The organism is Erwinia piriflorinigrans CFBP 5888 (assembly GCF_001050515.1).
Lineage (GTDB): Bacteria > Pseudomonadota > Gammaproteobacteria > Enterobacterales > Enterobacteriaceae > Erwinia > Erwinia piriflorinigrans.
Genome location: NZ_CAHS01000013.1, coordinates 109,220 through 130,387, shown reverse-complemented (window position 1 = coordinate 130,387; position 21,168 = coordinate 109,220). Strand labels below are relative to the sequence as shown.

Below are 21,168 nucleotides of genomic sequence, written 5' to 3'. Positions count from 1 at the left end.
TGTCAGCACTGACTTAATCAATTACGCTGGGCCAGGACTGAATCCACTAAACCATATTCCACGGACTCGCTGGCCGACAGGAAGCGGTCGCGATTCGTGTCACGCTCAATAGTTTCAATCGTCTGGCCGGTGTGTTTTGCCATCAGCTCATTCATCATCTGCTTGGTTTTGATGATTTCACGTGCATGAATATCAATATCTGAAGCCTGGCCCTGGAAGCCGCCCAGCGGCTGGTGGATCATAACCCGCGAATTTGGCAAGCAGTAGCGCTTACCTTTTGCGCCAGCGGTCAGCAGGAAAGCGCCCATAGAACAGGCCTGCCCCATACAGATGGTGCTGACGTCAGGCTTAATAAACTGCATTGTATCGTAAATCGACATACCTGCAGTGATCACGCCACCGGGAGAGTTGATATAAAGATGAATATCTTTTTCTGGGTTCTCCGCCTCCAGGAACAGCATCTGCGCGACGATCAGGTTGGCCATGTGGTCTTCAACCTGACCGGTCAGGAAAATAATGCGCTCTTTGAGCAGGCGCGAGTAGATGTCGTACGAACGCTCTCCGCGAGAGGTTTGTTCGACCACCATTGGCACCAAAGCCATATGAGGTGCAGTTAATTCACGTTCGCCACTGTATGACATTACCGTCTCCTGGATATATTTCATTAGGCAACACTCTGTCGCGATTCTACTTGAGAGCGTTCAGGAACACTATGATTCCTGGCCTGACTACCCGATGCCATCCGGACAATGATCGGGCCCGATGACTTCATTGTAACCATTTGGGGGTCTTCCCCTGCTATTTCAAGCATAACAACGTTTTTATCAACTGCTAACCTGGAAAATAGCTTAGCGGGTAATTTGCGGATTAAATGCGCAAATAACTGGCAAAAGTGCCAGTTTGTCGCACTATAAAAAACAAAAGCCCGCAACCAATGGGTTGCGGGCTTGAGTGACTAGCGGAAAGACTTAAATCAGGCCGTAGCGGTCTGGTTCATCAATTCCTGGAAGTTTGTTGCTTTTTCAGTCACTTTCGCTTTTTCCAGCACGGCTTCAACAGCCTGCTCTTCCAGCGCAACGTTACGCATATTGTTCATCAGCTCAGTGTTTTTGCTGTAGAACTCGATCACTTCTGATGGATCTTCGTATGCTGAAGCCATCTCTTCGATCAATGCATTAACGCGGTCTTCATCAGCTTTAAGCTCGTGAGTACGAATCACTTCACCCAGCAGAAGACCAACAACTACGCGGCGTTTAGCCTGCTCTTCGAACAGCTCACGAGGAAGTTCAAGAGCCTGCTTCTCATCGCCACCAAAGCGCTGTGCTGCCTGACGCTTAAGAACATCAATCTCACCGTCAACCAGAGCGGCAGGAACGTCGATGTCGTTAGCTTTAACCAGACCGTCAATGGCCTGAGTCTTCACGCGGTTACGTACCGCTCCCTTCAGTTCACGCTGCATGTTCTTACGAACTTCTGCACGCAGACCATCCAGTGAACCCGCTTCAACGCCGAAACGCTTGATGAATTCTTCAGTCAGTTCTGGCAGTTCACGTTCTTCAACTTTTTTCAGCACGATGTCAAACTTCGCTGCTTTACCTTTCAGGCTTTCAGCGTGGTAATCTTCCGGGAAGTTGACGTCGATAGTGAACGTTTCGCCCGCTTTATGGCCAACAACACCTTCTTCGAAGCCTGGGATCATGCGACCCTGGCCCATCGCCAGTACGAAATCGGACGCTTTTCCGCCTTCGAACTCTTCACCATCTACAGAACCGCTGAAATCGATGGTTGCACGATCTTCAGCAGTCGCTGCTGCGTCGGTTTCTTTCCAGGTGGCCTGCTGCTTGCGCAGAGTGTCCAGCATGGTATCAACGTCAGCTTCGGTGACTTCAACAACCGGTTTTTCAACTTCGATTGCATCCAGCCCCTGCAGCTCAACTTCCGGATACACTTCAAACTCGGCAGAGAATGTGAAGTCTTCACCGATTTTATACTCGCCCGGCACGTACTGAGGCGCGCCAGCCGGGTTAATTTTTTCTTTGACGATCGCGTCGACAAAGTTACGCTGCATCAAATCGCCCAGCACGTCCTGGCGAACGGAAGCACCGTAGCGCTGTGCCACAACGGTCATGGGTACTTTACCTTTGCGGAAACCGTCGATGCGTACTTTCTTAGCTACGCTGACCAGCTCATTTTTCACCGCATTTTCGATCACATCTTTATCAACGGTAATCGTTACGCGACGGCCCAGGCCCTGAGTTGTTTCTACTGAAACTTGCATCTTATTACCTCAAAAAATCACGTGCTCGGTCAACTTCAGACGCATCCTGTGTTTAATTTGACAAGATGAATCTAACAACCGGGACGGCTTCTGATGCCAGAACCGCATTCCCTGTTAACAAAAGCGTCCCGAAGACATAGCGGAAAAATAGACGCAGCATTATAGCGGCAACATCTTAACGAGTCGAGGCTACACTGTGAGTGGAACCGCGCAACTTCTTACATTTTTGTCATTTAATCGCAATATTTTACTGTCGGCCGCTGTTTTTCTGCTGAAGCACGAAACGGGCACCTCAAAAGCCGATAGCCAAATGGATAATAAAGTCGTTACGTGGTGCCAGTCAGCGTGCAAATCCTGCTAGGCGAGGATGCCAGCACCACGGCAGTTGGGCGATGGAGGAACGCTACCCGGCAATTCGCCCCACTCTTTCGGCGTATAGCTATGTAGCGCCAACGCATGCACGCTGCCTGCAAGTTCATCAGCCAGCACGGCATAAATCGCGCGGTGCCGGGCAAGCGAACGCTGGTCATTGAAGCTTTCACTGACAATCACCACCTTAAAATGGCTCTCCGTACCCGCTGGCACATTGTGACGATAGCTTTCATCTTGCACCTCAAGTTGCAGTGGAGAAAAAGCCGTACGTAACTTCTCTTCTATTTGTTCACGGATCATACCGGGACTCCTTTGATGCAGAAGGTCAGGCTTCATCCCTCTGGCTGGTCATCATCATTTTCAGATAAAGCCGACTACGCATAACGTGTTTTTTTTATGCACAGTGAAAGGCGAGTTAACGCGGTGCCGCGCTGTCCTGACGTCAAGGTTAAACCTCCGATGACCGGGCTAGCAATTTACCCGCCGCAAGGGGTTCCTCTGCTGGCAGGCAATGATATGATGGCGGCAGTTTTGTCAGCAATACTTTTCACGTAATCGAGAAAAAAGCATGTTAAAAAAAGTCATTTTCCCTCTGCTGGCCATCTTTATTCTGGCTGGTTGTGCAAATAACAGCAGCACGCTTGACGTTGCTCCGAAAATTCAGTTACCGCAGCGCGACCCTGGCTTAATGGCTATCACCGTTAGCATCACTGGTGCCGACAGGCGGAGCGATCAGGCACTGGCGAAAGTGAATCGCGACGGTCAGTTAGTCACGCTTACGCCTTCGCGCGATCTGCGTTTCCTTTTGCAGGAAACGTTGGAAAAACAGATGACCGCGCGCGGCTATATGGTCGGACCAAGTGGTGCAGTTGACCTGCAAATCGTCGTCAATAACCTATACGCCGACGTCACCCAGGGCAATGTTCGTTACAGCATCACCACTAAAGCAGATATTTCAATTATCGCCACCGCCAAAAACGGCAGTAAGCAGGTGAAGAACTATCGTCAGACTAACAGCGTTGAAGGTGCGTTCTCGGCGACAAACGATAAAATCACCAATGTGGTCAACAACGCCTTGGGCGATGTCATTGCCGACATGGCACAGGACACCAGCGTGACCGAATTTATCAAACAAAACGCGCGCTAACTCTCTGCGGCCCGGCAGGACGCCGGGCCTGATTTAAGGTTCGTATGCCCAATCAATATCTGCAGATTTTCACGCGCCGTAATAGCGCCCTTCTTTTATTACTCGGTTTCGCTTCCGGCCTTCCGCTGGCGCTGACTTCAGGTACGTTGCAAGCCTGGATGGCGGTTGAGAATATCGATATCAAAACTATCGGCTTCTTTTCCCTGGTCGGCCAGGCCTACGTCTTCAAGTTTCTCTGGTCACCGCTGATGGATCGCTACACGCTGCCGTTTCTTGGCCGCAGACGTGGCTGGCTGCTTCTCACGCAAATATTACTGACGGTCGGCATTGCCCTGATGGGTTTTATGCAGCCATCTCACGATTTGACGCTTTTGGCAGCGCTGGCGGTGCTGATCGCATTCTGCTCGGCATCTCAGGACATCGTATTTGATGCATGGAAGACCGACGTACTATCAGCGACCGAACGCGGCGGCGGTGCCGCAATCAGCGTACTGGGATACCGACTTGCGATGCTGGTTTCCGGCGGTCTGGCGCTGTGGTTGGCGGATCGTTTTCTTGGCTGGCAGGCTATCTGGTGGCTCATGGCGGCGATGATGCTGCCCGGTATCATCGCCACCCTGCTGGCAAAGGAGCCGGACACTACGATAGAACGGCCGCGATCGCTGGAAGACGCCGTGGTTGCTCCGTTACGCGATTTCTTCAGTCGTAACAATGCTTGGCTGATCCTGTCACTGATCGTGCTGTATAAGCTGGGCGATGCCTTTGCAGCCAGCCTGACCACCATTTTTTTAATACGGGGTGTCGGGTTTGATGCGGGGGATGTTGGACTGGTCAACAAAACTCTCGGCCTGGTAGCGACCATTGTCGGGGCTCTGGCTGGCGGCGTTTTGATGCAGCGTCTTAGCCTGTTCCGGGCTTTAATGCTGTTCGGCATTTTGCAGGCAGTTTCTAATCTGGGTTACTGGATACTGTCGATCACCGATAAAAACCTTTATAACATGGCCGCTGCCGTCACCGTCGAAAACCTGTGTGGTGGTATGGGCACTGCTGCTTTCGTGGCGCTATTGATGACCCTGTGCAACCGATCGTTTTCCGCTACCCAGTTTGCCCTTCTCTCAGCGCTCTCTGCGGTGGGTCGCGTTTACGTTGGCCCCGTGGCAGGTTGGTTTGTAGAAAGCTGGGGCTGGCCAACCTTTTACGCTTTTACCGTAGTGGCCGCACTGCCAGGGCTGTTGCTGCTGGCCGGTTGCAAATCTACGCTGGAATATGCACAGAATCACAGTGACTTTCCGCCGCGTAGCACCAGGCTTTCAGGCTATCGGTGGGCGCTGCGTGCACTGATGTCCGGCTTCGCCCTGTTGGCAGGCTGGTTAGTGTTACTGATACTCGATGCGCTGGGATGGCGGATCGTTAGTGGGTTAAGTACCGTGCTGTTTGAAACCGGTATTATATTGCTGCTGGCGGCCATCGTTCTTGGAACCTCGCTCGACTATCTTGCCGCGCGAAAAACTCTGCCAGGGCAATAAGCTAGCATCCCTTTTACCAAGAAAAGCTACGGTCAAGTCAGCCTCGGCGCGATGGCTGACTTGACCCATACAGGTGGGTTGCTGCTACCCAGCGTGAGCACGAACCAATGCCATCCGATGACCGATGTTAAATTTAACGAAAGAATTTATTGTTTCACTTCAAATAAGATTTCCTAAAGAAAATTTATCATTTGTCATTTACTACTGATTTATTAATAACCGGTGCGTAACTAAATTAGGTTAAAAACAATAACCAGTATGATAATTTTTTGTTAAATAATTGGTGCATTAACTGACTGGTTATAGCAATTACAATTTCTGTAAGGTTATTTAAATCAGATTTTGTTATATTAGCGCCAACCCTTTGCCAGCATTCATATTTTGTCACTTCCGGCAACAGATGTGACAGCGTTTGCAAAAGGTGTCAACACCCTGCTGACACAACCTGTTGCAGGTTTACAGTACAGAAACCTTCCCGTAAAATGCCGCCACACTTAAACGACAATAGAGCCCTTGTCATTGAGGTCGTTAAATGAGACTCAGTAAATACAATAAAAGTTTGGGGATTCTGTCATTAATCGCAAGCATGGTTTTGTTAAGTGGTTGTGATAGTGCGTTATTGAATCCCAAAGGACAGATTGCGATGGAGCAACGTTCGCTGATTTTGACGGCCTTCGGCCTGATGATGATCGTCGTTATCCCAGCAGTCTTGATGGCCGTGGTGTTCGCCTGGAAATATCGGGCATCCAACACTAACGCGAAATACAGCCCTAACTGGTCACACTCGAATAAAGTGGAAGCCGTAGTTTGGACCGTTCCCATCTTAATCATTGTTTTCCTTGGTATTCTGACGTGGAAATCAACTCACGCCCTGGAACCAAGTAAGCCACTGGAATCTGATGCTAAACCTGTCGTGATCGAAGTGGTATCGCTGGACTGGAAATGGTTGTTCATCTATCCGGAACAGGGTATTGCCACCGTTAATCAGATTGCTTTCCCGGCTAACCGCCCTGTGAGCTTCAAGATTACCTCGAACACAGTTATGAACTCCTTCTTTATTCCAACCCTCGGTAGCCAGATTTACGCTATGGCGGGAATGCAAACTAAACTGCATTTGATTGCGAATGAAGCCGGCACGTTCGACGGTATCTCTTCCAACTTCAGTGGTCGTGGATTCTCTGGTATGAAGTTTAAAGCGATTGCTACTCCTGACGAAGCTTCTTTCGACCAGTGGGTTGCAAAAGCAAAACAATCTCCAGAAACCCTCATGACAATGGATGATTTTAAAAAGCTGGCTGCGCCGAGCGAAAATCACCCGGTGGAATTCTTCTCAAGTGTGAAACCTGAGCTGTTCAAAGATATTATTGGCCAGTTCCAGATGAATCACGGCGGAAGCATGGAAATGTCTCACGGCGCAGGCCATGAAGGCATGGATATGAGCAACACCGCTCACGCGGGAGCCGAGGAATAATACGATGTTAGGAAAATTAACCCTGGATGCCGTTCCTTACCACGAGCCGATTATCGTGGTAACGGTTGCCGCCATCATTCTTGGCGGTCTTGCCATTGCCGGAGCACTGACCTACTTCGGCAAATGGAAATATCTCTGGACCGAGTGGTTGACTTCTGTTGACCACAAAAAACTCGGCATCATGTACATCATCATGGCGTTTGTCATGCTGCTGCGCGGCTTTGCCGATGCGGTAATGATGCGTAGTCAGCAGGTACTCGCTTCGGCGGGTGAAGCTGGATTCCTGCCGCCGCATCACTACGATCAAATCTTCACTGCCCATGGCGTGATCATGATTTTCTTCGTAGCGATGCCGTTTGTTGTTGGTCTGATGAACATTGCTGTTCCGTTACAGATCGGCGCACGCGACGTGGCCTTCCCGTTCCTGAACAACCTCAGCTTCTGGTTCACCGCTGTAGGTGTGGTACTGGTTAACCTGTCACTGGGTGTGGGCGAGTTCGCGCAAACCGGCTGGCTGGCTTACCCGCCACTTTCGGGGGCGGAATACAGTCCGGGGGTCGGCGTCGACTACTGGATATGGAGTCTGCAGCTCTCCGGGATTGGTACAACCCTGACGGGTATCAACTTCTTCGTTACCATCATGAAGATGCGCGCACCTGGCATGACCATGTTCAAAATGCCGGTATTCACATGGGCTTCCCTGTGTACTAACGTGCTGATCATCGCCGCGTTCCCGGTTCTGACCGTGACGCTGGCTCTGCTGACCCTTGACCGTTATCTTGGTTTCCATTTCTTTACCAATGATATGGGCGGCAACATGATGATGTACGTCAACCTGATCTGGGTTTGGGGTCATCCGGAAGTGTACATCCTGGTTCTGCCGGTCTTCGGTGTGTTCTCGGAAGTGGTTGCTACCTTCTCTAAAAAACGCCTGTTCGGTTACACCTCACTGGTATGGGCAACGGTAGTCATTACCATCCTGTCCTTTATCGTGTGGCTGCACCATTTCTTCACGATGGGTGCAGGAGCGAACGTTAACGCCTTCTTCGGCATTATGACGATGATTATCGCCATTCCGACCGGTGTTAAAATCTTTAACTGGCTGTTCACCATGTATCAGGGGCGCATCCAGATGCACTCTGCGATGCTGTGGACTGTTGGCTTCCTCGTCACCTTCTCTGTAGGTGGTATGACCGGAGTTCTGCTGGCCGTGCCGGGTGCGGACTTCGTGCTGCACAACAGTCTGTTCCTGATTGCTCACTTCCATAACGTGATTATTGGCGGTGTGGTGTTCGGTTGCTTCGCCGGTGTTACTTACTGGTTCCCGAAAGCATTCGGCTTTACGCTGAATGAAACTTGGGGTATCCGGGCATTCTGGTTCTGGATTATCGGCTTCTTCGTCGCCTTTATGCCGCTGTATGTACTGGGCTTTATGGGTATGACGCGCCGTCTCAGCCAGGATATCGACCCGCAGTTCCACCCAATGCTGGTTATCGCCGCGTGCGGTGCTGCGCTTATCGCCTGTGGCGTTGCTTGTCAACTGATTCAGTTCTACGTCTCGGTACGTGACCGTGAGCAGAACCGTGACCTGACCGGTGACCCGTGGGGTGCACGTACTCTGGAGTGGGCAACCTCTTCTCCACCGCCGTTCTATAACTTTGCTATTGTTCCTGAAGTTCACGAACGTGATGCGTTCTGGGAAATGAAGGAAAAAGGTGAAGCTTATAAACGCCCGGCTCACTACGCTGAAATTCACATGCCGAAAAACAGCGGTGCTGGTGTGGTTATCGGTTTCTTCAGCCTGGTCTTCGGTTTTGCGGCAATCTGGCACATCTGGTGGCTGGTAGGCCTCTCATTCCTGGGCATGATCGTGTCTTGGATCGTCAAGAGCTTTGACGAAGACGTGGATTACTATGTTCCTGTTGCCGAGATCGAAAAAATCGAGAATCAGCACTTTGACGAAATTAGCAAAGCAGGTCTGAAAAATGTCGACTGAAACTCTCACTAAACACCACGACGCCCATGCGGAGCATGGGCATCACGATGCAGGAGCCAATAAAGTATTTGGCTTCTGGATCTACCTGATGAGCGACTGCATCATCTTCGCAACGCTGTTTGCGACTTATGGTGTAATGGTTAACAACACCGCAGGCGGCCCGGCAGGGAAAGATATTTTTGAACTGCCGTTCGTCCTGGTGGAAACCGCCCTGCTTCTGTTGAGCTCCATTACCTATGGTTTTGCCGTCATCAACATGAACAAGGGCCAGAAAGGTGCGGTCATCGGCTGGCTGGCGCTGACCTTCCTGTTTGGTCTCGGCTTCATCGGCATGGAAGTCTATGAATTCCATCACCTGATCGCCGAAGGCTTCGGCCCTGACCGCAGCGGCTTCCTTTCCGGATTCTTTACGCTGGTGGGTACTCACGGTCTGCATGTAACTTCCGGGTTGATCTGGATGCTGGTATTGATGTACCAGGTGGCTAAACGTGGTCTGAACGACACTAACCGTACGCGTATTATGTGTCTGAGCCTGTTCTGGCACTTCCTGGACGTGGTGTGGATCTGCGTATTCACCATTGTTTATCTGATGGGGGTGATGTAATGAGCCATCCTGCAACTGAACATGGCGCTTCTCATGGTAGCGTGAAGTCTTATATGATCGGCTTTATCCTGTCGATCATTCTGACCGGTATCCCATTCTGGATGGTCATGGACGGCGGCGCTTCCAAAGCCACCATCCTCGCTGTCGTTCTGGTGTGTGCAATTGTCCAGGTGCTGGTGCACTTGGTGTACTTCCTGCACCTGGACAGTAAGTCTGAGGGGGGCTGGAACCTGATTGCTATCGTGTTTGCAGCACTTATCATCCTGATTGTTGTTGTCGGCTCGCTATGGATCATGTGGAACCTCAACTACAACATGATGAGCCATTAACCGAGTTACTGTGATGATTAAGCAATACCTGCAAGTGACAAAACCAGGAATTATTTTCGGGAATTTAATTTCTGTTATCGGGGGATTCCTGCTGGCTTCTAAAGGCAGCATCGACTATTCCCTGTTTCTCGCCACTTTAGTCGGTGTATCTCTGGTGGTCGCATCAGGTTGTGTTTATAACAACTTTATCGACCGTGACATCGACAAAAAAATGGAGAGAACCAAGAATCGGGTGCTGGTTAAAGGCCTCATCTCTCCGAAATTAAGCCTGGTTTATGCAACCGTGTTAGGTATTGCTGGCTTCGCGCTGTTGTATTTCGGAGCAAACCCGCTGGCGATGTGGCTGGCGGTGATGGGGTTTGTGGTTTATGTCGGCGTTTACAGCCTGTACATGAAACGCAACTCCGTTTACGGCACGCTGATTGGCAGCCTGTCGGGAGCCGCACCGCCGGTCATCGGCTACTGTGCGGTTTCCGGACAGTTTGATGCGGGTGCACTGATCCTACTGGCTATCTTTAGCCTGTGGCAGATGCCGCATTCGTATGCGATTGCTATCTTCCGCTTTAAGGATTATCAGGCAGCTAACATCCCTGTTCTGCCCGTAGTGAAGGGTATTTCGGTAGCTAAAAACCATATCACTGTGTACATCATTGCGTTTATGGTTGCCACTTTGATGCTGACGTTAGTGGGCTATGCTGGCTACAAGTATCTTGTGGTGGCATCCGCAGTGAGCGTCTGGTGGCTGGGAATGGCACTTTCAGGTTACAAAACCCAGAACGATCGTGTCTGGGCGCGTAAACTGTTTGTGTTCTCGATTGTGGCTATTACCGCGCTAAGCGTCATGATGTCCATCGACTTTATGACTCCAGCCTCGAAAGACCTGCTCACCTACATCGGTTAACAGCAAGCCATATCACTGCACAGGGCGCGATTTCGCGCCCTTTCTTCTTGTCATAAATGCTTAAAAAGTAATATTTTACCCGCCCTGCCCTGACGCATAAAATAAAGCAACTAAGAGTATTGAGGTAGTCATGAACGATAATAAAATGACTCCGGTTGAGCTGCGTGCAACCTGGGGTTTGGGGACGGTTTTTTCCCTGCGCATGCTGGGAATGTTTATGGTACTTCCCGTCCTGACCACCTATGGCATGGCATTGCAGGGAGCAAGTGAAACGCTTATCGGGCTGGCCATCGGCATATACGGTCTGGCACAGGCCGTTTTTCAAATTCCTTTCGGGCTTCTCTCCGACCGCATTGGCCGTAAACCATTAATTATCGGTGGACTGCTGATCTTCGCCATCGGTAGCGTTATCGCTGCAATGACAACGTCTATTTGGGGAGTGATCCTCGGGCGCGCATTACAGGGTTCCGGCGCGATTGCCGCCGCCGTAATGGCGCTGCTGTCAGATCTGACGCGTGAACAGAACCGCACTAAGGCGATGGCATTCATCGGTATCAGTTTTGGCATCACCTTTGCCATCGCTATGGTTCTGGGACCAGTGATCACGCACGCACTTGGCCTGCATGCGCTATTCTGGATGATTGCGCTTCTGGCCGTATGCGGGATTGTTATCACCCTGCTGATCGTACCTTCGGCGTCAAACCACGTGCTCAATCGTGAATCTGGCATCGTCAAGGGCAGCATTCGTGACGTTCTCGCCAACGGCCGCCTTGTTAAGCTCAATATAGGTATTCTCTGCCTGCATATTCTGCTGATGTCGAGCTTTGTTGCCCTGCCCGGCCAGTTTGAACAAGCAGGGTTCCCCGCCAGCGAACACTGGAAAGTTTATCTTTTTACCATGCTGATCGCGTTCGCTGCCGTACTGCCCTTCATTATCTACGCCGAAGTAAAACGCAGGATGAAGCGTGTGTTTGTCTGCTGTGTGGCGCTAATGCTGGTGGCTGAAATCGTCTTGTGGGGATCGGGTAATCATTTCTGGACGCTGGTTCTCGGCGTTCAGCTGTTCTTTATTGGTTTTAATCTGATGGAAGCGATACTGCCATCGCTGGTCAGTAAAGAGTCCCCGCCAGGTTATAAAGGCACCGCGATGGGTCTCTATTCCACCAGCCAGTTCATTGGCGTGGCGATTGGCGGTAGTATGGGCGGTTGGGTATTTGGCCATATTGATGCGCAGAGCGTATTCCTGCTCGGCGCGCTGATTGCGGTCGCCTGGCTGTTGCTGAGCCTGAGCATGAAGGAGCCGCCCTATGTCAGCAGCCTGCGGATCACTCTTGAGCATTGTGGTCTGGATAAATTGAGCCTGGAACAGAAATTGAAATCACATAATGGCGTGTCAGACGTGTTTATCGTGCCTGAAGAGCAGAGCGCCTACGTCAAAATTGACAGCAAGGTCACCAACCGTACCGAGCTGGAGAAACTGATTGCGGGATAACCGCCACAGGGTGTGAGTTCCCTGTCAGTCAACATCCTGACATACGCAAAGTATGTCAGGATGAACACAGCACCTGTCCTGAACAGCGGTTAATCGCGGAAGTTCTTGAACTGGAACGGCTGCCCTAATTCTCCCTTGCGTACCAGCGCCATTGCGCCTTGCAGATCGTCGCGTGATTTACCGGTCACACGCACTTCATCACCCTGAATCTGCGACTGTACTTTCAGCTTGCTGTCTTTAATCAGCTTAACCAGCTTTTTGGCGATATCGGTTTCGATGCCTTTCTTCATTTTCGCATCAACAATCCAGCTTTTACCGCTGTGCTCAATCTGCTCCGGAACCTCAAGTGCTCCGCCTTCTATTCCGCGTTTTAACAGCTTTTCGCGCAGGATATCAACCAGCTGTTTTACCTGGAAATCAGATTCGCTAGAGACTTTGATCGACTCATTTTTTTCATTTAGCTCGAAACTGGCCTGAACACCGCGAAAATCAAAGCGTGTGGATATTTCACGGTTAGCATTGTCTACCGCGTTACGCACTTCCTGCATATCAATTTCAGAAACGATATCGAAAGATGGCATGATCTATTCTCCTGATACTAAAGTGACAGGCATAATACCTGCTTGCAGCGGGTAAATAAAACCACCGAAGCTGAAAGCTAAAATAATCAGCAGGCAGGCATCAAGCTGGTCAAGCAACCCGCAGGCGGGGAGGAACAATGAAAATTACCGTACTTGGATGTGGGGCCTTAGGGCAGATCTGGCTGGCCGCGCTTGAACGGCAGGGGCATGACGTTCAGGGCTGGCTGCGGGTTCCGCAGCCCTATTGTTCGGTGAATGTTATTGGTCTGCACGGCGAGACAATTAACAAGACCTTTATCGCAAATGACCCGGTTTTTCTCGGCGAGAGTCAGCTCCTGATCGTCACGCTGAAAGCCTGGCAAGTCTCTGAGTCTGTGAGAAATCTGCAATTTATTTTGCCTGAACGCTGCCCGATACTGCTGCTACATAACGGTATGGGGACGCTGGATGAGTTGAAAACCCTTCGTCAGCCATTATTACGTGGTGTAACAACCCACGCCGCAAAACGTGATGGCACGGTAATTATTCATGTCGCCTCTGGCATTACCCATATAGGCCCTGTTACGACTGCGGGAGCGGAACTGAGCGATTTAGCCGAGGTGCTGCACTGCGCGCTGCCGGATGTGGCCTGGCACAATAATGTGGCTTCCGCTGCGTGGCAGAAACTGGCCGTTAACTGCGTCATCAATCCCTTGACGGTGTTTTATAACTGTACCAACGGTGAGCTGAATGAACATCGCGAGGAAATTGAATCCCTGAGCGATGAAGTGGCTGCCGTGATGGAGCGTGAAGGCCAGCATATATCGCGTGAATGGCTGATCGACTACGTGCTGGAGGTGATACGCACCACTGCCGCCAATACCTCGTCTATGCTTCAGGACATTCGCGCCCAGCGCCGGACTGAAATCGACTATATCAACGGCTACGTCATTCGTCGCGCGCGCGCGCAGGGTCTGAACACCCCTCATAATAGCCGCCTTTATGAATTTATTAAGCGAAAGGAACAAAATTATGATCGAGAAACCATCGGTTCTGGTTTGCCTGGCACCTGGGAGTGAAGAAACCGAAGCCGTCACCACCATCGATTTACTGGTACGTGCCGGGCTGAAAGTGGTCACTGCCAGCGTTGCAGATGACGGCAACTGTGAAATTGTCTGTTCACGCGGGGTCAAACTTCTGGCCGATGCGCCGCTAGTGGAAGTTGCCGATGCGGATTTTGCCGCTATTGTTTTGCCGGGTGGCCTTAAAGGAGCTGAATGCTTTCGAGACAGCCCACTACTGGTGGAAACCATCCGTCATTTCAATCAGTCAGGACGCATCGTTGCCGCGATCTGTGCCGCCGCCGCAACCGTGCTGATCCCGCATAATCTGTTCCCGGTTGGAAATATGACCGGCTATCCGGGGCTGAAAGATCATATCCCCCAAGAGAAATGGATGGACAGACGCGTGGTGTGGGATCGCCGGGTTAATCTGCTCACCAGCCAGGGGCCAGGTACTGCCATTGATTTTGCCCTGAAGCTCATTGATTTGCTGGTAGGGAAAGAAACAGCGCGTGAGGTAGCCGGGCAGCTGGTCATAGCTGCCGGGATATATGATTACTGCGACTGATAGGGGTTGATTCGCCGGTGCGCGCATCTGGCATCGGCGGCGCGCCAGTTCTGCTTTCGGCCAGCGCGCAGTCACCGCAACATTGAACCCAAGTGAGGATGACAGGTCTGGCCGGGCACAACATGCCGGGAAGCCCGGACGGAACTCGGACTAAGGGCGATAAACCTTGACGTTTTTGAAGCCCTGTTCGTGCAGATAGAGCGCCTGTAGGCGGCTCATTACGCCGCGTTCGCAATACAGTAGCCAGCTTTTGCTCTGGTCAAGATCGCCGAATTTCGTTGCCAGCTTGTAAAAAGGCAGCGATTTTACCACGATGCCCTCTATCTCCAGCGGACGCGCTTCCTGCTCATCGTTCGAACGAATGTCCAGTATCACATCATTGTCAGAAAACGAGGCAACGGTCTCCACTTCAACCACTTCCTCTTCCGTCTTCTCGGCGATTTCGCGAATATCAACGTTGGTCGCCTCTTCAACCATCCGGTCAAGAATGGCGAAATCGAAGTTCTGCTCTTCCTGTTCGATCTTTGCCTTGACCGCTTTGACCGTTGGGCTTTTCGAGATGACGCCACAATACTCGGGCATGGTACGTGCAAAATCTTCGGTGCCGATTTCACGCGCCAGTTTGATAATGTGCTCTTTATCGTGGGAAATGAGCGGACGCAGGATCAGCGTGTCGCTGGCATTATCGATCAGGCGCAGGTTAGTCAGCGTCTGACTGGAAACCTGCCCCAGCGCTTCACCGGTCACCAGCGCCTGAACGCCGTAGCGCTCGGCAATTTTGGACGCGGCACGCACCATCATACGCTTGAGCACGACGCCCATCTGACCATCGTCCACCTTTTCCAGGATCTCGCCGACCACTGGCTCAAAGTTGATGGCCACAAAGCGCACACGGTGAGTGCTGCCGAAGCGTTTCCATAGATAATGGGCAACCTGGCGAACACCGATCTCATGGGCAGCACCACCGAGATTAAAGAAGCAATAATGCACGCGGCAGCCACGGCGCATCAGCATATAGCTGGAAACGCCTGAATCAAAACCACCGGAAATCAGTGACAACACATCTTCCTGGGTGCCGATAGGATAACCGCCGATACCTTCGTAACGCGCGGTGACGAGGATCAGGCGATCGTCTTCGATCTCCAGATTAACCGTCACCTGGGGGCGATTAAGCTGCACCTGAGCGCTGGCCACATGCTGATTCAGGCCGCCACCGACATAGCGCTCAACGTCCTGTGAACTGAATTCATGCTTACCTCGACGCTTCACGCGCACGCAGAAGGTCTTGCCTTCAATGCGTTCACGGTTCATTTCAAGGGTTTGCTCAAAAATGTGGTGCACGTCGGTGTAAGCGCGATCTTCCACCGCCAGCACATGGTGGATGCCCGGAATGCGCGTCAGTTCTGCAACAATAGCCGCACGCTTGCTTTCGTCTTTGGCGCGAACTTCGATATTGTCCCAGTGGCGAACCACGGCAAGGGTTTCATCGTAAGGTTTGAGAACGTTGCGAATATTTCCGGTAAGGATTTTAATAAAACGCAGGCGTACCGACTGGCTTTTAATCGTAATTTCAGGGAATAACTTAATGATAAACTTCATGGCGGCATTTATTCGTTAGGCAATTAAGTGCTGATGGGGGGGCACTTAACTGTTAAAATCAGAGTCTCGCAAATTGGCCTGCGCCCTTTGCATCCGCCACGAGTATACCATCTTTGTCTGACGGCTGCTGATCCATCTGCCGCCAGCAGGGCCGTCCCCGATAACATGAAATTTGCAGGGGATATTTTGCTAATCATTTAGAGTCGGCTACCATGAGCATTCGCTGATGAAAATGCACAGTCAGGATTAGAAATGCCAAAAAAAACTCAACAGTCTGTCAGTTTCGAAACCTCCCTGCAGCAGCTGGAGCAGATTGTCAGCCGCCTGGAAAGCGGCGATCTTGCGCTGGAAGAAGCGCTGAATGAATTTGAGCGCGGCGTTCAGCTAACGCGGGCCGGGCAGCAGATGCTACAACAGGCCGAACAGCGGGTACAAATATTACTGAGCGATGATAAAAACGCTGAGCTGACGCCCTTCATGCCGGAAAAAGAGTAATGGATTTTAACGAATTACTCACCAGCCACTATCAGCGGGTGAACGCGGCGCTTCGGGAGTTTATTTCACAACTGCCTTTTCAGAGTACTCCGCTGGTTAACGCGATAGAATATGGCGCATTATTGGGCGGCAAGCGTTTACGCCCCTTCCTGGTGTACGCAACGGGCAACATGCTGCACGCCGACGATGCCGCGCTGGATGCGCCGGCGGCAGCGATCGAATGTATTCATGCATATTCTCTTATTCATGACGATCTGCCCGCGATGGATAATGACAGCCTGCGTCGCGGCCTGCCGACCTGCCATATCAAGTTTGGTGAGGATTCGGCAATTCTGGCAGGAGATGCGCTACAGACGCTCGCCTTCTCGATACTTGCCGACACCCCGATGCCAGGGGTGATGGCGGGAAGCCGTGTTTCTATGCTGTCCGAACTGGCCCAGGCTAGCGGTGTGGCAGGCATGTGCGGCGGTCAAGCGCTGGATCTTGCGGCGGAAGGCAGACAGGTCACATTAGACGAACTTGAACAGATACACAGGCATAAGACCGGAGCGCTGATCCGTTCAGCCGTACGACTCGGTGCCCTTACCGCAGGCGCACCCGGTCGTGCCGCTCTGCCCGCTCTCGACCGTTTTGCCGATGCGATTGGCCTGGCCTTTCAGGTTCAGGATGACATTCTGGATGTTATCGGTGATACCGTGGTGCTCGGAAAACAGCAGGGTGCCGACCAGCAATTGGGCAAAAGTACCTACCCGGCATTAATGGGGCTGGAAAATGCGCGGCTAAAAGCATGGGATCTCTATCAAGAATCCCTCAACGCATTAGAAACGCTTTCCGCACAGTCTTACAACACGACCGCGCTACGAGCGCTGGCAAGCTTTATAATCGAACGCGATAAATAACCTCTAAATGAGTCACTGATGAGTTTTGAAACTGCAAAATACCCGACGCTTGCTCTGGCAAGTACGGTGCAAGAATTACGTTTGCTGCCGAAAGAGAGCCTGCCAACACTCTGTGACGAGCTGCGACAGTATCTGCTCGACAGCGTTAGCCGCTCCAGCGGTCATTTTGCTTCCGGGCTGGGCGTCGTAGAGTTGACCGTTGCTCTGCATTACGTCTACAACACGCCGTTTGATCATCTGATTTGGGACGTTGGGCATCAGGCTTATCCTCATAAAATCCTCACCGGACGTCGTGACCGGATAGGTACTATCCGGCAAAAAAACGGGCTGCATCCGTTCCCGTGGCGTGAAGAAAGCGAATATGATGTGCTCAATGTAGGCCACTCATCAACCTCTATCAGTGCAGGGTTAGGCATGGCGGTTGCCGCCGGTAAAGAAGCGCAAGGCCGCAGAACCGCCTGCGTTATCGGCGATGGCGCGATCACCGCCGGGATGGCGTTTGAAGCGATGAATCACGCCGGAGACAGTAAGGCCGATTTGCTGGTGGTGCTGAATGACAATGAAATGTCCATTTCAGAAAACGTCGGCGCGCTAAACAACCGCCTTGCGCAAATTCTGTCCGGAAAGACCTACTCACGTCTGCGTGAAAGCGGCAAAAAAGTACTGGGCGGCCTGCCCCCCATCAAAGAGCTGGTGAAACGCACCGAAGAACACCTGAAAGGGATGGTGGTGCCGGGTACGCTGTTTGAAGAGCTGGGTTTTAACTATATCGGCCCGATAGACGGCCATGACGTCTTAGCATTGGTGCATACACTGGGCAATATGCGCGCGCTGAAAGGCCCGCAGTTTCTGCACGTCATGACCAAAAAGGGGAAAGGCTATGCCCCGGCGGAAAAAGATCCGATCAGCTGGCACGCGGTACCTAAGTTCGATCCGGCCAGCGGTCTGCTGCCAAAAAGTGTCGAGGGCCTGCCAAGCTATTCAAAAATTTTTGGTCAGTGGTTAAGCGAAACCGCCGCCGGTGATGACAGGCTGATGGCGGTGACGCCGGCAATGCGTGAAGGCTCCGGCATGGTCAGCTTCTCGCGCGATTATCCCCAGCAATATTTCGATGTGGCCATCGCCGAACAGCATGCGGTGACGTTTGCTGCCGGACTGGCCATCGGCGGTTATAAACCGGTGGTGGCAATCTACTCCACTTTCCTGCAACGCGCCTACGATCAGCTGATCCATGATGTCGCCATTCAAAAACTCCCGGTACTGTTTGCCATCGATCGTGGCGGTATCGTCGGTGCTGACGGGCAGACTCACCAAGGGGCATTTGATATCGCCTTCCTGCGCTGCATCCCTGATATTGTGATCATGACGCCAAGTGATGAGAATGAATGCCGTCAGATGCTGTATACCGGTTATCATTATCAGGAGGGGCCAAGCGCGGTGCGCTATCCGCGAGGCACTGGCACCGGTGCAACGCTTGAAGCGCTGGCCTCACTGCCGCTCGGCAAAGGCGTGATGAAACGACGGGGTGAAAAGCTGGCGATCCTCAACTTTGGTACGCTGCTCCCGCAGGCAGCGGCGGCGGCCGAAGCCATCAATGCTACGCTGGTTGATATGCGTTTTGTCAAACCGTTGGATGAGGCGCTGGTGCTCGAGCTGGCGGCACAGCATCAGTCACTGATCACCATTGAGGAAGGGACAATTAAAGGCGGTGCCGGTAGCGGCGTTAATGAGCTGTTGATGGCAAAACGCCAGGCGATCCCGGTGCTGAATATTGGCCTGCCGGATGAATTTATTCCTCCGGGCGCACAGGACGAGATCCGCAGCGATTATCAGCTGGATGCTCGCGGTATCCAACAGCAGATCGCCGACTGGCTGGCACAATAACTGTTAACCTACTCCCTGCGGGGAGTAGGTTAACGCTGACGGGCAGCTAAACCAGCCAGTAGTGCCCGGCACAGTAAAGAATAACCGCAGAAATAATTCCCGCGATAATATCATCCACCATAATGCCCATACCGCCATGCACGTTGCGATCGAACCAGCGAATTGGCCAGGGTTTCCAGATATCCAGCACGCGGAAGAGCAAAAATCCTGCCAGTACCCACTGCCAGCTGTTAACCGGAATGGCCATCAGCGTGATCCACATACCGATAAACTCATCCCAGACGATGCTGCCGTGATCGTGCACACCCATATCCTTCGCCGTGCGATGGCAGAGATACACCCCAATACTGATGCCAAGCAGCACCACTAACGAGTAGAGATCCTGCGGCAGAAAGCTCATCAGATACCAGAAGGGAATGGCTGCCAGCGACCCCATCGTTCCCGGCATCCAGGGAATTAAGCCGCTGCCGAACCCGGTGGCCAGTAGATGCCACGGGTTGCTCATTTTGAGACGACTCTTAGCCATATCCTTAGCGCGTACCAAAGTGGTCGAATCCTTTCAGGTTGATTTCAACAGGTCGGTCGTTTTGCAACAGCGTTAGCCCATCTGACTGCGGGGCAATCTGCCCGATGCAGGTATAGGGAACGCCATGATACCCCAGCGCTACGTCCAGCGCGCCACGGTTAATCTCTGGTACGGTAAAGCAGAGTTCATAATCTTCACCGCCGCCCAGCGCCCAGCGCAACGCCTGCTGCGCGGGGAAGTGTTGCTTCATTACCGCAGACAGCGGTAACGCGTCAAGATTAAGCCGTGCACCACATACACTGGCCTCCAGGATGTGACCGAGGTCAGAGATAAGCCCATCGGAAAGATCGATGGCGGAGCTGGCCAGATCGCGCAACGCCTGCCCCTGCACAACACGGGGCATAGGCCGCAGATGACGTTTGATAAGGGCTTCATAAGCCACCGGATCGTTGATTTTCACATGATGCTGTAACAGTGCGAGTCCGGCAGCACTGTCCCCTAGCGTCCCTGTGACATAGATCCAGTCGCCGATGCGTGCACCGCTGCGCTTCAACGCTCTTCCCTGTGGCACCAGTCCATGAATGCCCAACGTCATGCTAAGCGGCCCACGTGTGGTATCGCCGCCGACCAGCTGCATATTGTAGTAATCCAGTAGTTCAAACAGGCTGTCGCTAAAGGCTTTTAACCAGCTTTCATTCACTTCTGGCAGCGTCAGTGCCAGCGTTAACCACGCAGGATCTGCGCCCATTGCCGCCAGGTCGCTAAGGTTAACGGCCAACGCTTTATAAGCGAGATCGGCAGGATGGATATCACGCAGGAAATGCACGCCTGATACCAGCGTGTCGGTACTGATAGCCAGGGTCTGTTTTTCCGGCACGCTGAGTAGCGCACAGTCGTCACCGATGCCTTTTTCCACATCGCGACGGGAGCATGTCGCGCGATCAAAATAGCGCGCAATCAGTTCAAATTCGCCACATGACATAATGCATTCCGGGGGTAAAAGAAGAGGCCGGATTGAGCGGCCTCTGAGGATTATTTGCGGTTAGGGCGGATCTGAGGAGCGGCTTTGTCCAACACGCCGTTGACAAACTTATGACTGTCTTCAGCACCGAACACTTTTGCCAGCTCGATCCCCTCATTGATGGCCACCTTGTAGGGCACGTCTGAACGCTTACTAAGTTCAAACAGAGAGATACGCAGGATGGCCTTTTCCACCTGGCCCAGCTCTTCAAGCTGACGCGACAGGTAAGGTTTCATCAGGCCGTCGAGGTATGCACTGTTAGTTGCAACGCCGCCGACCAGCTCACGGAAATAAGTAATATCGACGTCTTTAACGTCCTGTTCCGCCAGAAACTGGTATTCAACATCCGCGATGTCGTTTTTGGATATCTGCCAGGAGTAGAGTGCCTGAACAGCACATTCACGGGCGCGGCGACGAGCAGCAGGTTTCACGAAATTCC

Annotated in this window: 21 protein-coding genes; 13 read left to right on the top strand and 8 right to left on the bottom strand. The window is 52.1% G+C overall.

Annotated features, from left to right (window positions below):
* Positions 1 to 17: 17 nt before the first annotated feature.
* The 3 genes from clpP to bolA all read right to left on the bottom strand — a co-directional run bounded on the left by clpP (position 18) and on the right by bolA (position 2,950).
* Complete coding sequence (gene clpP / locus EPIR_RS05045; protein ID WP_012442221.1) at positions 18 to 641, bottom strand: ATP-dependent Clp endopeptidase proteolytic subunit ClpP; 624 nt, start codon at positions 639 to 641, stop codon at positions 18 to 20.
* 332 nt (positions 642 to 973) lie between these two features.
* On the bottom strand, positions 974 to 2,278 hold the full coding sequence (gene tig, locus EPIR_RS05040; RefSeq protein WP_023654228.1) for a trigger factor: 1,305 nt from the start codon (positions 2,276 to 2,278) through the stop codon (positions 974 to 976).
* Positions 2,279 to 2,635: 357 nt separating this feature from the next.
* Positions 2,636 to 2,950 carry a transcriptional regulator BolA gene (gene bolA, locus EPIR_RS05035; protein ID WP_023654227.1) on the bottom strand — a complete coding sequence of 105 codons (315 nt, stop codon included), beginning with the start codon at positions 2,948 to 2,950 and terminating at the stop codon, positions 2,636 to 2,638.
* Positions 2,951 to 3,218: 268 nt separating this feature from the next.
* Between bolA and EPIR_RS05030 the strand changes: the two genes are divergently transcribed.
* From EPIR_RS05030 to EPIR_RS04995, 8 genes are all read left to right on the top strand, one after another.
* The gene (locus EPIR_RS05030; RefSeq protein WP_023654225.1) at positions 3,219 to 3,797 is read left to right on the top strand and encodes a lipoprotein; all 579 of its coding nucleotides are present in this window, start codon (positions 3,219 to 3,221) and stop codon (positions 3,795 to 3,797) included.
* Between the two features lie 44 nt (positions 3,798 to 3,841).
* Entirely contained in the window at positions 3,842 to 5,323 is a 1,482-nt protein-coding gene (gene ampG / locus EPIR_RS05025; protein WP_023654224.1) for a muropeptide MFS transporter AmpG, read from the top strand.
* A 532-nt stretch (positions 5,324 to 5,855) separates the two neighbouring features.
* Positions 5,856 to 6,794, top strand: a complete 939-nt coding sequence (cyoA, locus tag EPIR_RS05020) for a cytochrome o ubiquinol oxidase subunit II (RefSeq protein WP_023654223.1) — start codon at positions 5,856 to 5,858, stop codon at positions 6,792 to 6,794.
* A 4-nt stretch (positions 6,795 to 6,798) separates the two neighbouring features.
* On the top strand, positions 6,799 to 8,790 hold the full coding sequence (cyoB, locus tag EPIR_RS05015) for a cytochrome o ubiquinol oxidase subunit I (protein ID WP_023654222.1): 1,992 nt from the start codon (positions 6,799 to 6,801) through the stop codon (positions 8,788 to 8,790).
* Positions 8,780 to 9,394 carry a cytochrome o ubiquinol oxidase subunit III gene (locus EPIR_RS05010; RefSeq protein ID WP_023654221.1) on the top strand — a complete coding sequence of 205 codons (615 nt, stop codon included), beginning with the start codon at positions 8,780 to 8,782 and terminating at the stop codon, positions 9,392 to 9,394. The genes cyoB and EPIR_RS05010 overlap by 11 nt, the downstream gene beginning before the upstream one ends.
* Positions 9,394 to 9,723: a cytochrome o ubiquinol oxidase subunit IV gene (locus EPIR_RS05005; RefSeq protein WP_023654220.1), complete on the top strand. Its 330-nt coding sequence runs from the start codon at positions 9,394 to 9,396 to the stop codon at positions 9,721 to 9,723. Before EPIR_RS05010 ends, EPIR_RS05005 begins: the two co-directional genes overlap by 1 nt.
* 13 nt (positions 9,724 to 9,736) lie before the next feature.
* Entirely contained in the window at positions 9,737 to 10,624 is an 888-nt protein-coding gene (gene cyoE / locus EPIR_RS05000) for a heme o synthase (RefSeq protein ID WP_012442230.1), read from the top strand.
* A gap of 130 nt (positions 10,625 to 10,754) precedes the next feature.
* On the top strand, positions 10,755 to 12,116 hold the full coding sequence (locus EPIR_RS04995; protein ID WP_023654219.1) for an MFS transporter: 1,362 nt from the start codon (positions 10,755 to 10,757) through the stop codon (positions 12,114 to 12,116).
* Positions 12,117 to 12,205: 89 nt separating this feature from the next.
* Here the strand turns inward: EPIR_RS04995 and EPIR_RS04990 are convergent, their stop codons facing one another.
* Positions 12,206 to 12,697, bottom strand: coding sequence for a YajQ family cyclic di-GMP-binding protein (locus EPIR_RS04990; RefSeq protein WP_023654218.1), 492 nt, complete (start codon positions 12,695 to 12,697; stop codon positions 12,206 to 12,208).
* A gap of 137 nt (positions 12,698 to 12,834) precedes the next feature.
* Here EPIR_RS04990 and panE point away from each other — a divergent pair, with 137 nt between their 5' ends.
* Positions 12,835 to 13,755 (top strand): 2-dehydropantoate 2-reductase, encoded by a 921-nt coding sequence (panE, locus tag EPIR_RS04985; RefSeq protein WP_023654216.1) that lies wholly within the window; start codon positions 12,835 to 12,837, stop codon positions 13,753 to 13,755.
* Positions 13,709 to 14,305: a protein deglycase YajL gene (yajL, locus tag EPIR_RS04980; RefSeq protein WP_023654215.1), complete on the top strand. Its 597-nt coding sequence runs from the start codon at positions 13,709 to 13,711 to the stop codon at positions 14,303 to 14,305. Before panE ends, yajL begins: the two co-directional genes overlap by 47 nt.
* 150 nt (positions 14,306 to 14,455) lie before the next feature.
* On the opposite strand, the gene thiI is transcribed toward yajL, so the two are convergent.
* The gene (thiI, locus tag EPIR_RS04975) at positions 14,456 to 15,904 is read right to left on the bottom strand and encodes a tRNA uracil 4-sulfurtransferase ThiI (protein WP_023654214.1); all 1,449 of its coding nucleotides are present in this window, start codon (positions 15,902 to 15,904) and stop codon (positions 14,456 to 14,458) included.
* 252 nt (positions 15,905 to 16,156) lie between these two features.
* On the opposite strand from thiI, the gene xseB reads away from it, so the two are divergent.
* Genes xseB through dxs form a run of 3 tightly spaced genes read left to right on the top strand, consistent with a single transcriptional unit; the run spans position 16,157 to position 19,182 of the window.
* Positions 16,157 to 16,399 (top strand): exodeoxyribonuclease VII small subunit, encoded by a 243-nt coding sequence (gene xseB / locus EPIR_RS04970; RefSeq protein WP_023654213.1) that lies wholly within the window; start codon positions 16,157 to 16,159, stop codon positions 16,397 to 16,399.
* Positions 16,399 to 17,298: a (2E,6E)-farnesyl diphosphate synthase gene (gene ispA, locus EPIR_RS04965; RefSeq protein WP_023654212.1), complete on the top strand. Its 900-nt coding sequence runs from the start codon at positions 16,399 to 16,401 to the stop codon at positions 17,296 to 17,298. The genes xseB and ispA overlap by 1 nt, the downstream gene beginning before the upstream one ends.
* A gap of 18 nt (positions 17,299 to 17,316) precedes the next feature.
* Positions 17,317 to 19,182, top strand: a complete 1,866-nt coding sequence (gene dxs / locus EPIR_RS04960) for a 1-deoxy-D-xylulose-5-phosphate synthase (protein ID WP_023654211.1) — start codon at positions 17,317 to 17,319, stop codon at positions 19,180 to 19,182.
* Positions 19,183 to 19,228: 46 nt separating this feature from the next.
* Here dxs and pgpA read toward each other — a convergent pair whose 3' ends face one another.
* From pgpA to nusB, 3 genes are read right to left on the bottom strand one after another with little or no spacing between them, the layout of a single operon-like run.
* Entirely contained in the window at positions 19,229 to 19,708 is a 480-nt protein-coding gene (gene pgpA / locus EPIR_RS04955; RefSeq protein WP_048696947.1) for a phosphatidylglycerophosphatase A, read from the bottom strand.
* A gap of 4 nt (positions 19,709 to 19,712) precedes the next feature.
* Positions 19,713 to 20,690 (bottom strand): thiamine-phosphate kinase, encoded by a 978-nt coding sequence (gene thiL / locus EPIR_RS04950; RefSeq protein WP_023654209.1) that lies wholly within the window; start codon positions 20,688 to 20,690, stop codon positions 19,713 to 19,715.
* 50 nt (positions 20,691 to 20,740) lie between these two features.
* Positions 20,741 to 21,160, bottom strand: a complete 420-nt coding sequence (gene nusB, locus EPIR_RS04945; RefSeq protein WP_012442241.1) for a transcription antitermination factor NusB — start codon at positions 21,158 to 21,160, stop codon at positions 20,741 to 20,743.
* Between the last annotated feature and the right edge of the window lie 8 nt (positions 21,161 to 21,168).

Excerpts from the sequence above, each read along its gene's own strand:
- bolA (WP_023654227.1), bottom strand. The coding sequence starts at position 2,950 with ATGATCCGTGAACAAATAGAAGAGAAGTTACGTACGGCTTTTTCTCCA.
- panE (WP_023654216.1), top strand. The coding sequence starts at position 12,835 with ATGAAAATTACCGTACTTGGATGTGGGGCCTTAGGGCAGATCTGGCTG.
- EPIR_RS04995 (WP_023654219.1), top strand. The coding sequence starts at position 10,755 with ATGAACGATAATAAAATGACTCCGGTTGAGCTGCGTGCAACCTGGGGT.
- thiI (WP_023654214.1), bottom strand. The coding sequence starts at position 15,904 with ATGAAGTTTATCATTAAGTTATTCCCTGAAATTACGATTAAAAGCCAG.
- ampG (WP_023654224.1), top strand. The coding sequence starts at position 3,842 with ATGCCCAATCAATATCTGCAGATTTTCACGCGCCGTAATAGCGCCCTT.
- pgpA (WP_048696947.1), bottom strand. The coding sequence starts at position 19,708 with ATGGCTAAGAGTCGTCTCAAAATGAGCAACCCGTGGCATCTACTGGCC.
- EPIR_RS05005 (WP_023654220.1), top strand. The coding sequence starts at position 9,394 with ATGAGCCATCCTGCAACTGAACATGGCGCTTCTCATGGTAGCGTGAAG.
- thiL (WP_023654209.1), bottom strand. The coding sequence starts at position 20,690 with ATGTCATGTGGCGAATTTGAACTGATTGCGCGCTATTTTGATCGCGCG.
- EPIR_RS05030 (WP_023654225.1), top strand. The coding sequence starts at position 3,219 with ATGTTAAAAAAAGTCATTTTCCCTCTGCTGGCCATCTTTATTCTGGCT.
- tig (WP_023654228.1), bottom strand. The coding sequence starts at position 2,278 with ATGCAAGTTTCAGTAGAAACAACTCAGGGCCTGGGCCGTCGCGTAACG.
- EPIR_RS04990 (WP_023654218.1), bottom strand. The coding sequence starts at position 12,697 with ATGCCATCTTTCGATATCGTTTCTGAAATTGATATGCAGGAAGTGCGT.
- cyoE (WP_012442230.1), top strand. The coding sequence starts at position 9,737 with ATGATTAAGCAATACCTGCAAGTGACAAAACCAGGAATTATTTTCGGG.
- dxs (WP_023654211.1), top strand. The coding sequence starts at position 17,317 with ATGAGTTTTGAAACTGCAAAATACCCGACGCTTGCTCTGGCAAGTACG.
- ispA (WP_023654212.1), top strand. The coding sequence starts at position 16,399 with ATGGATTTTAACGAATTACTCACCAGCCACTATCAGCGGGTGAACGCG.
- clpP (WP_012442221.1), bottom strand. The coding sequence starts at position 641 with ATGTCATACAGTGGCGAACGTGAATTAACTGCACCTCATATGGCTTTG.
- EPIR_RS05010 (WP_023654221.1), top strand. The coding sequence starts at position 8,780 with ATGTCGACTGAAACTCTCACTAAACACCACGACGCCCATGCGGAGCAT.
- yajL (WP_023654215.1), top strand. The coding sequence starts at position 13,709 with ATGATCGAGAAACCATCGGTTCTGGTTTGCCTGGCACCTGGGAGTGAA.
- cyoA (WP_023654223.1), top strand. The coding sequence starts at position 5,856 with ATGAGACTCAGTAAATACAATAAAAGTTTGGGGATTCTGTCATTAATC.
- cyoB (WP_023654222.1), top strand. The coding sequence starts at position 6,799 with ATGTTAGGAAAATTAACCCTGGATGCCGTTCCTTACCACGAGCCGATT.
- xseB (WP_023654213.1), top strand. The coding sequence starts at position 16,157 with ATGCCAAAAAAAACTCAACAGTCTGTCAGTTTCGAAACCTCCCTGCAG.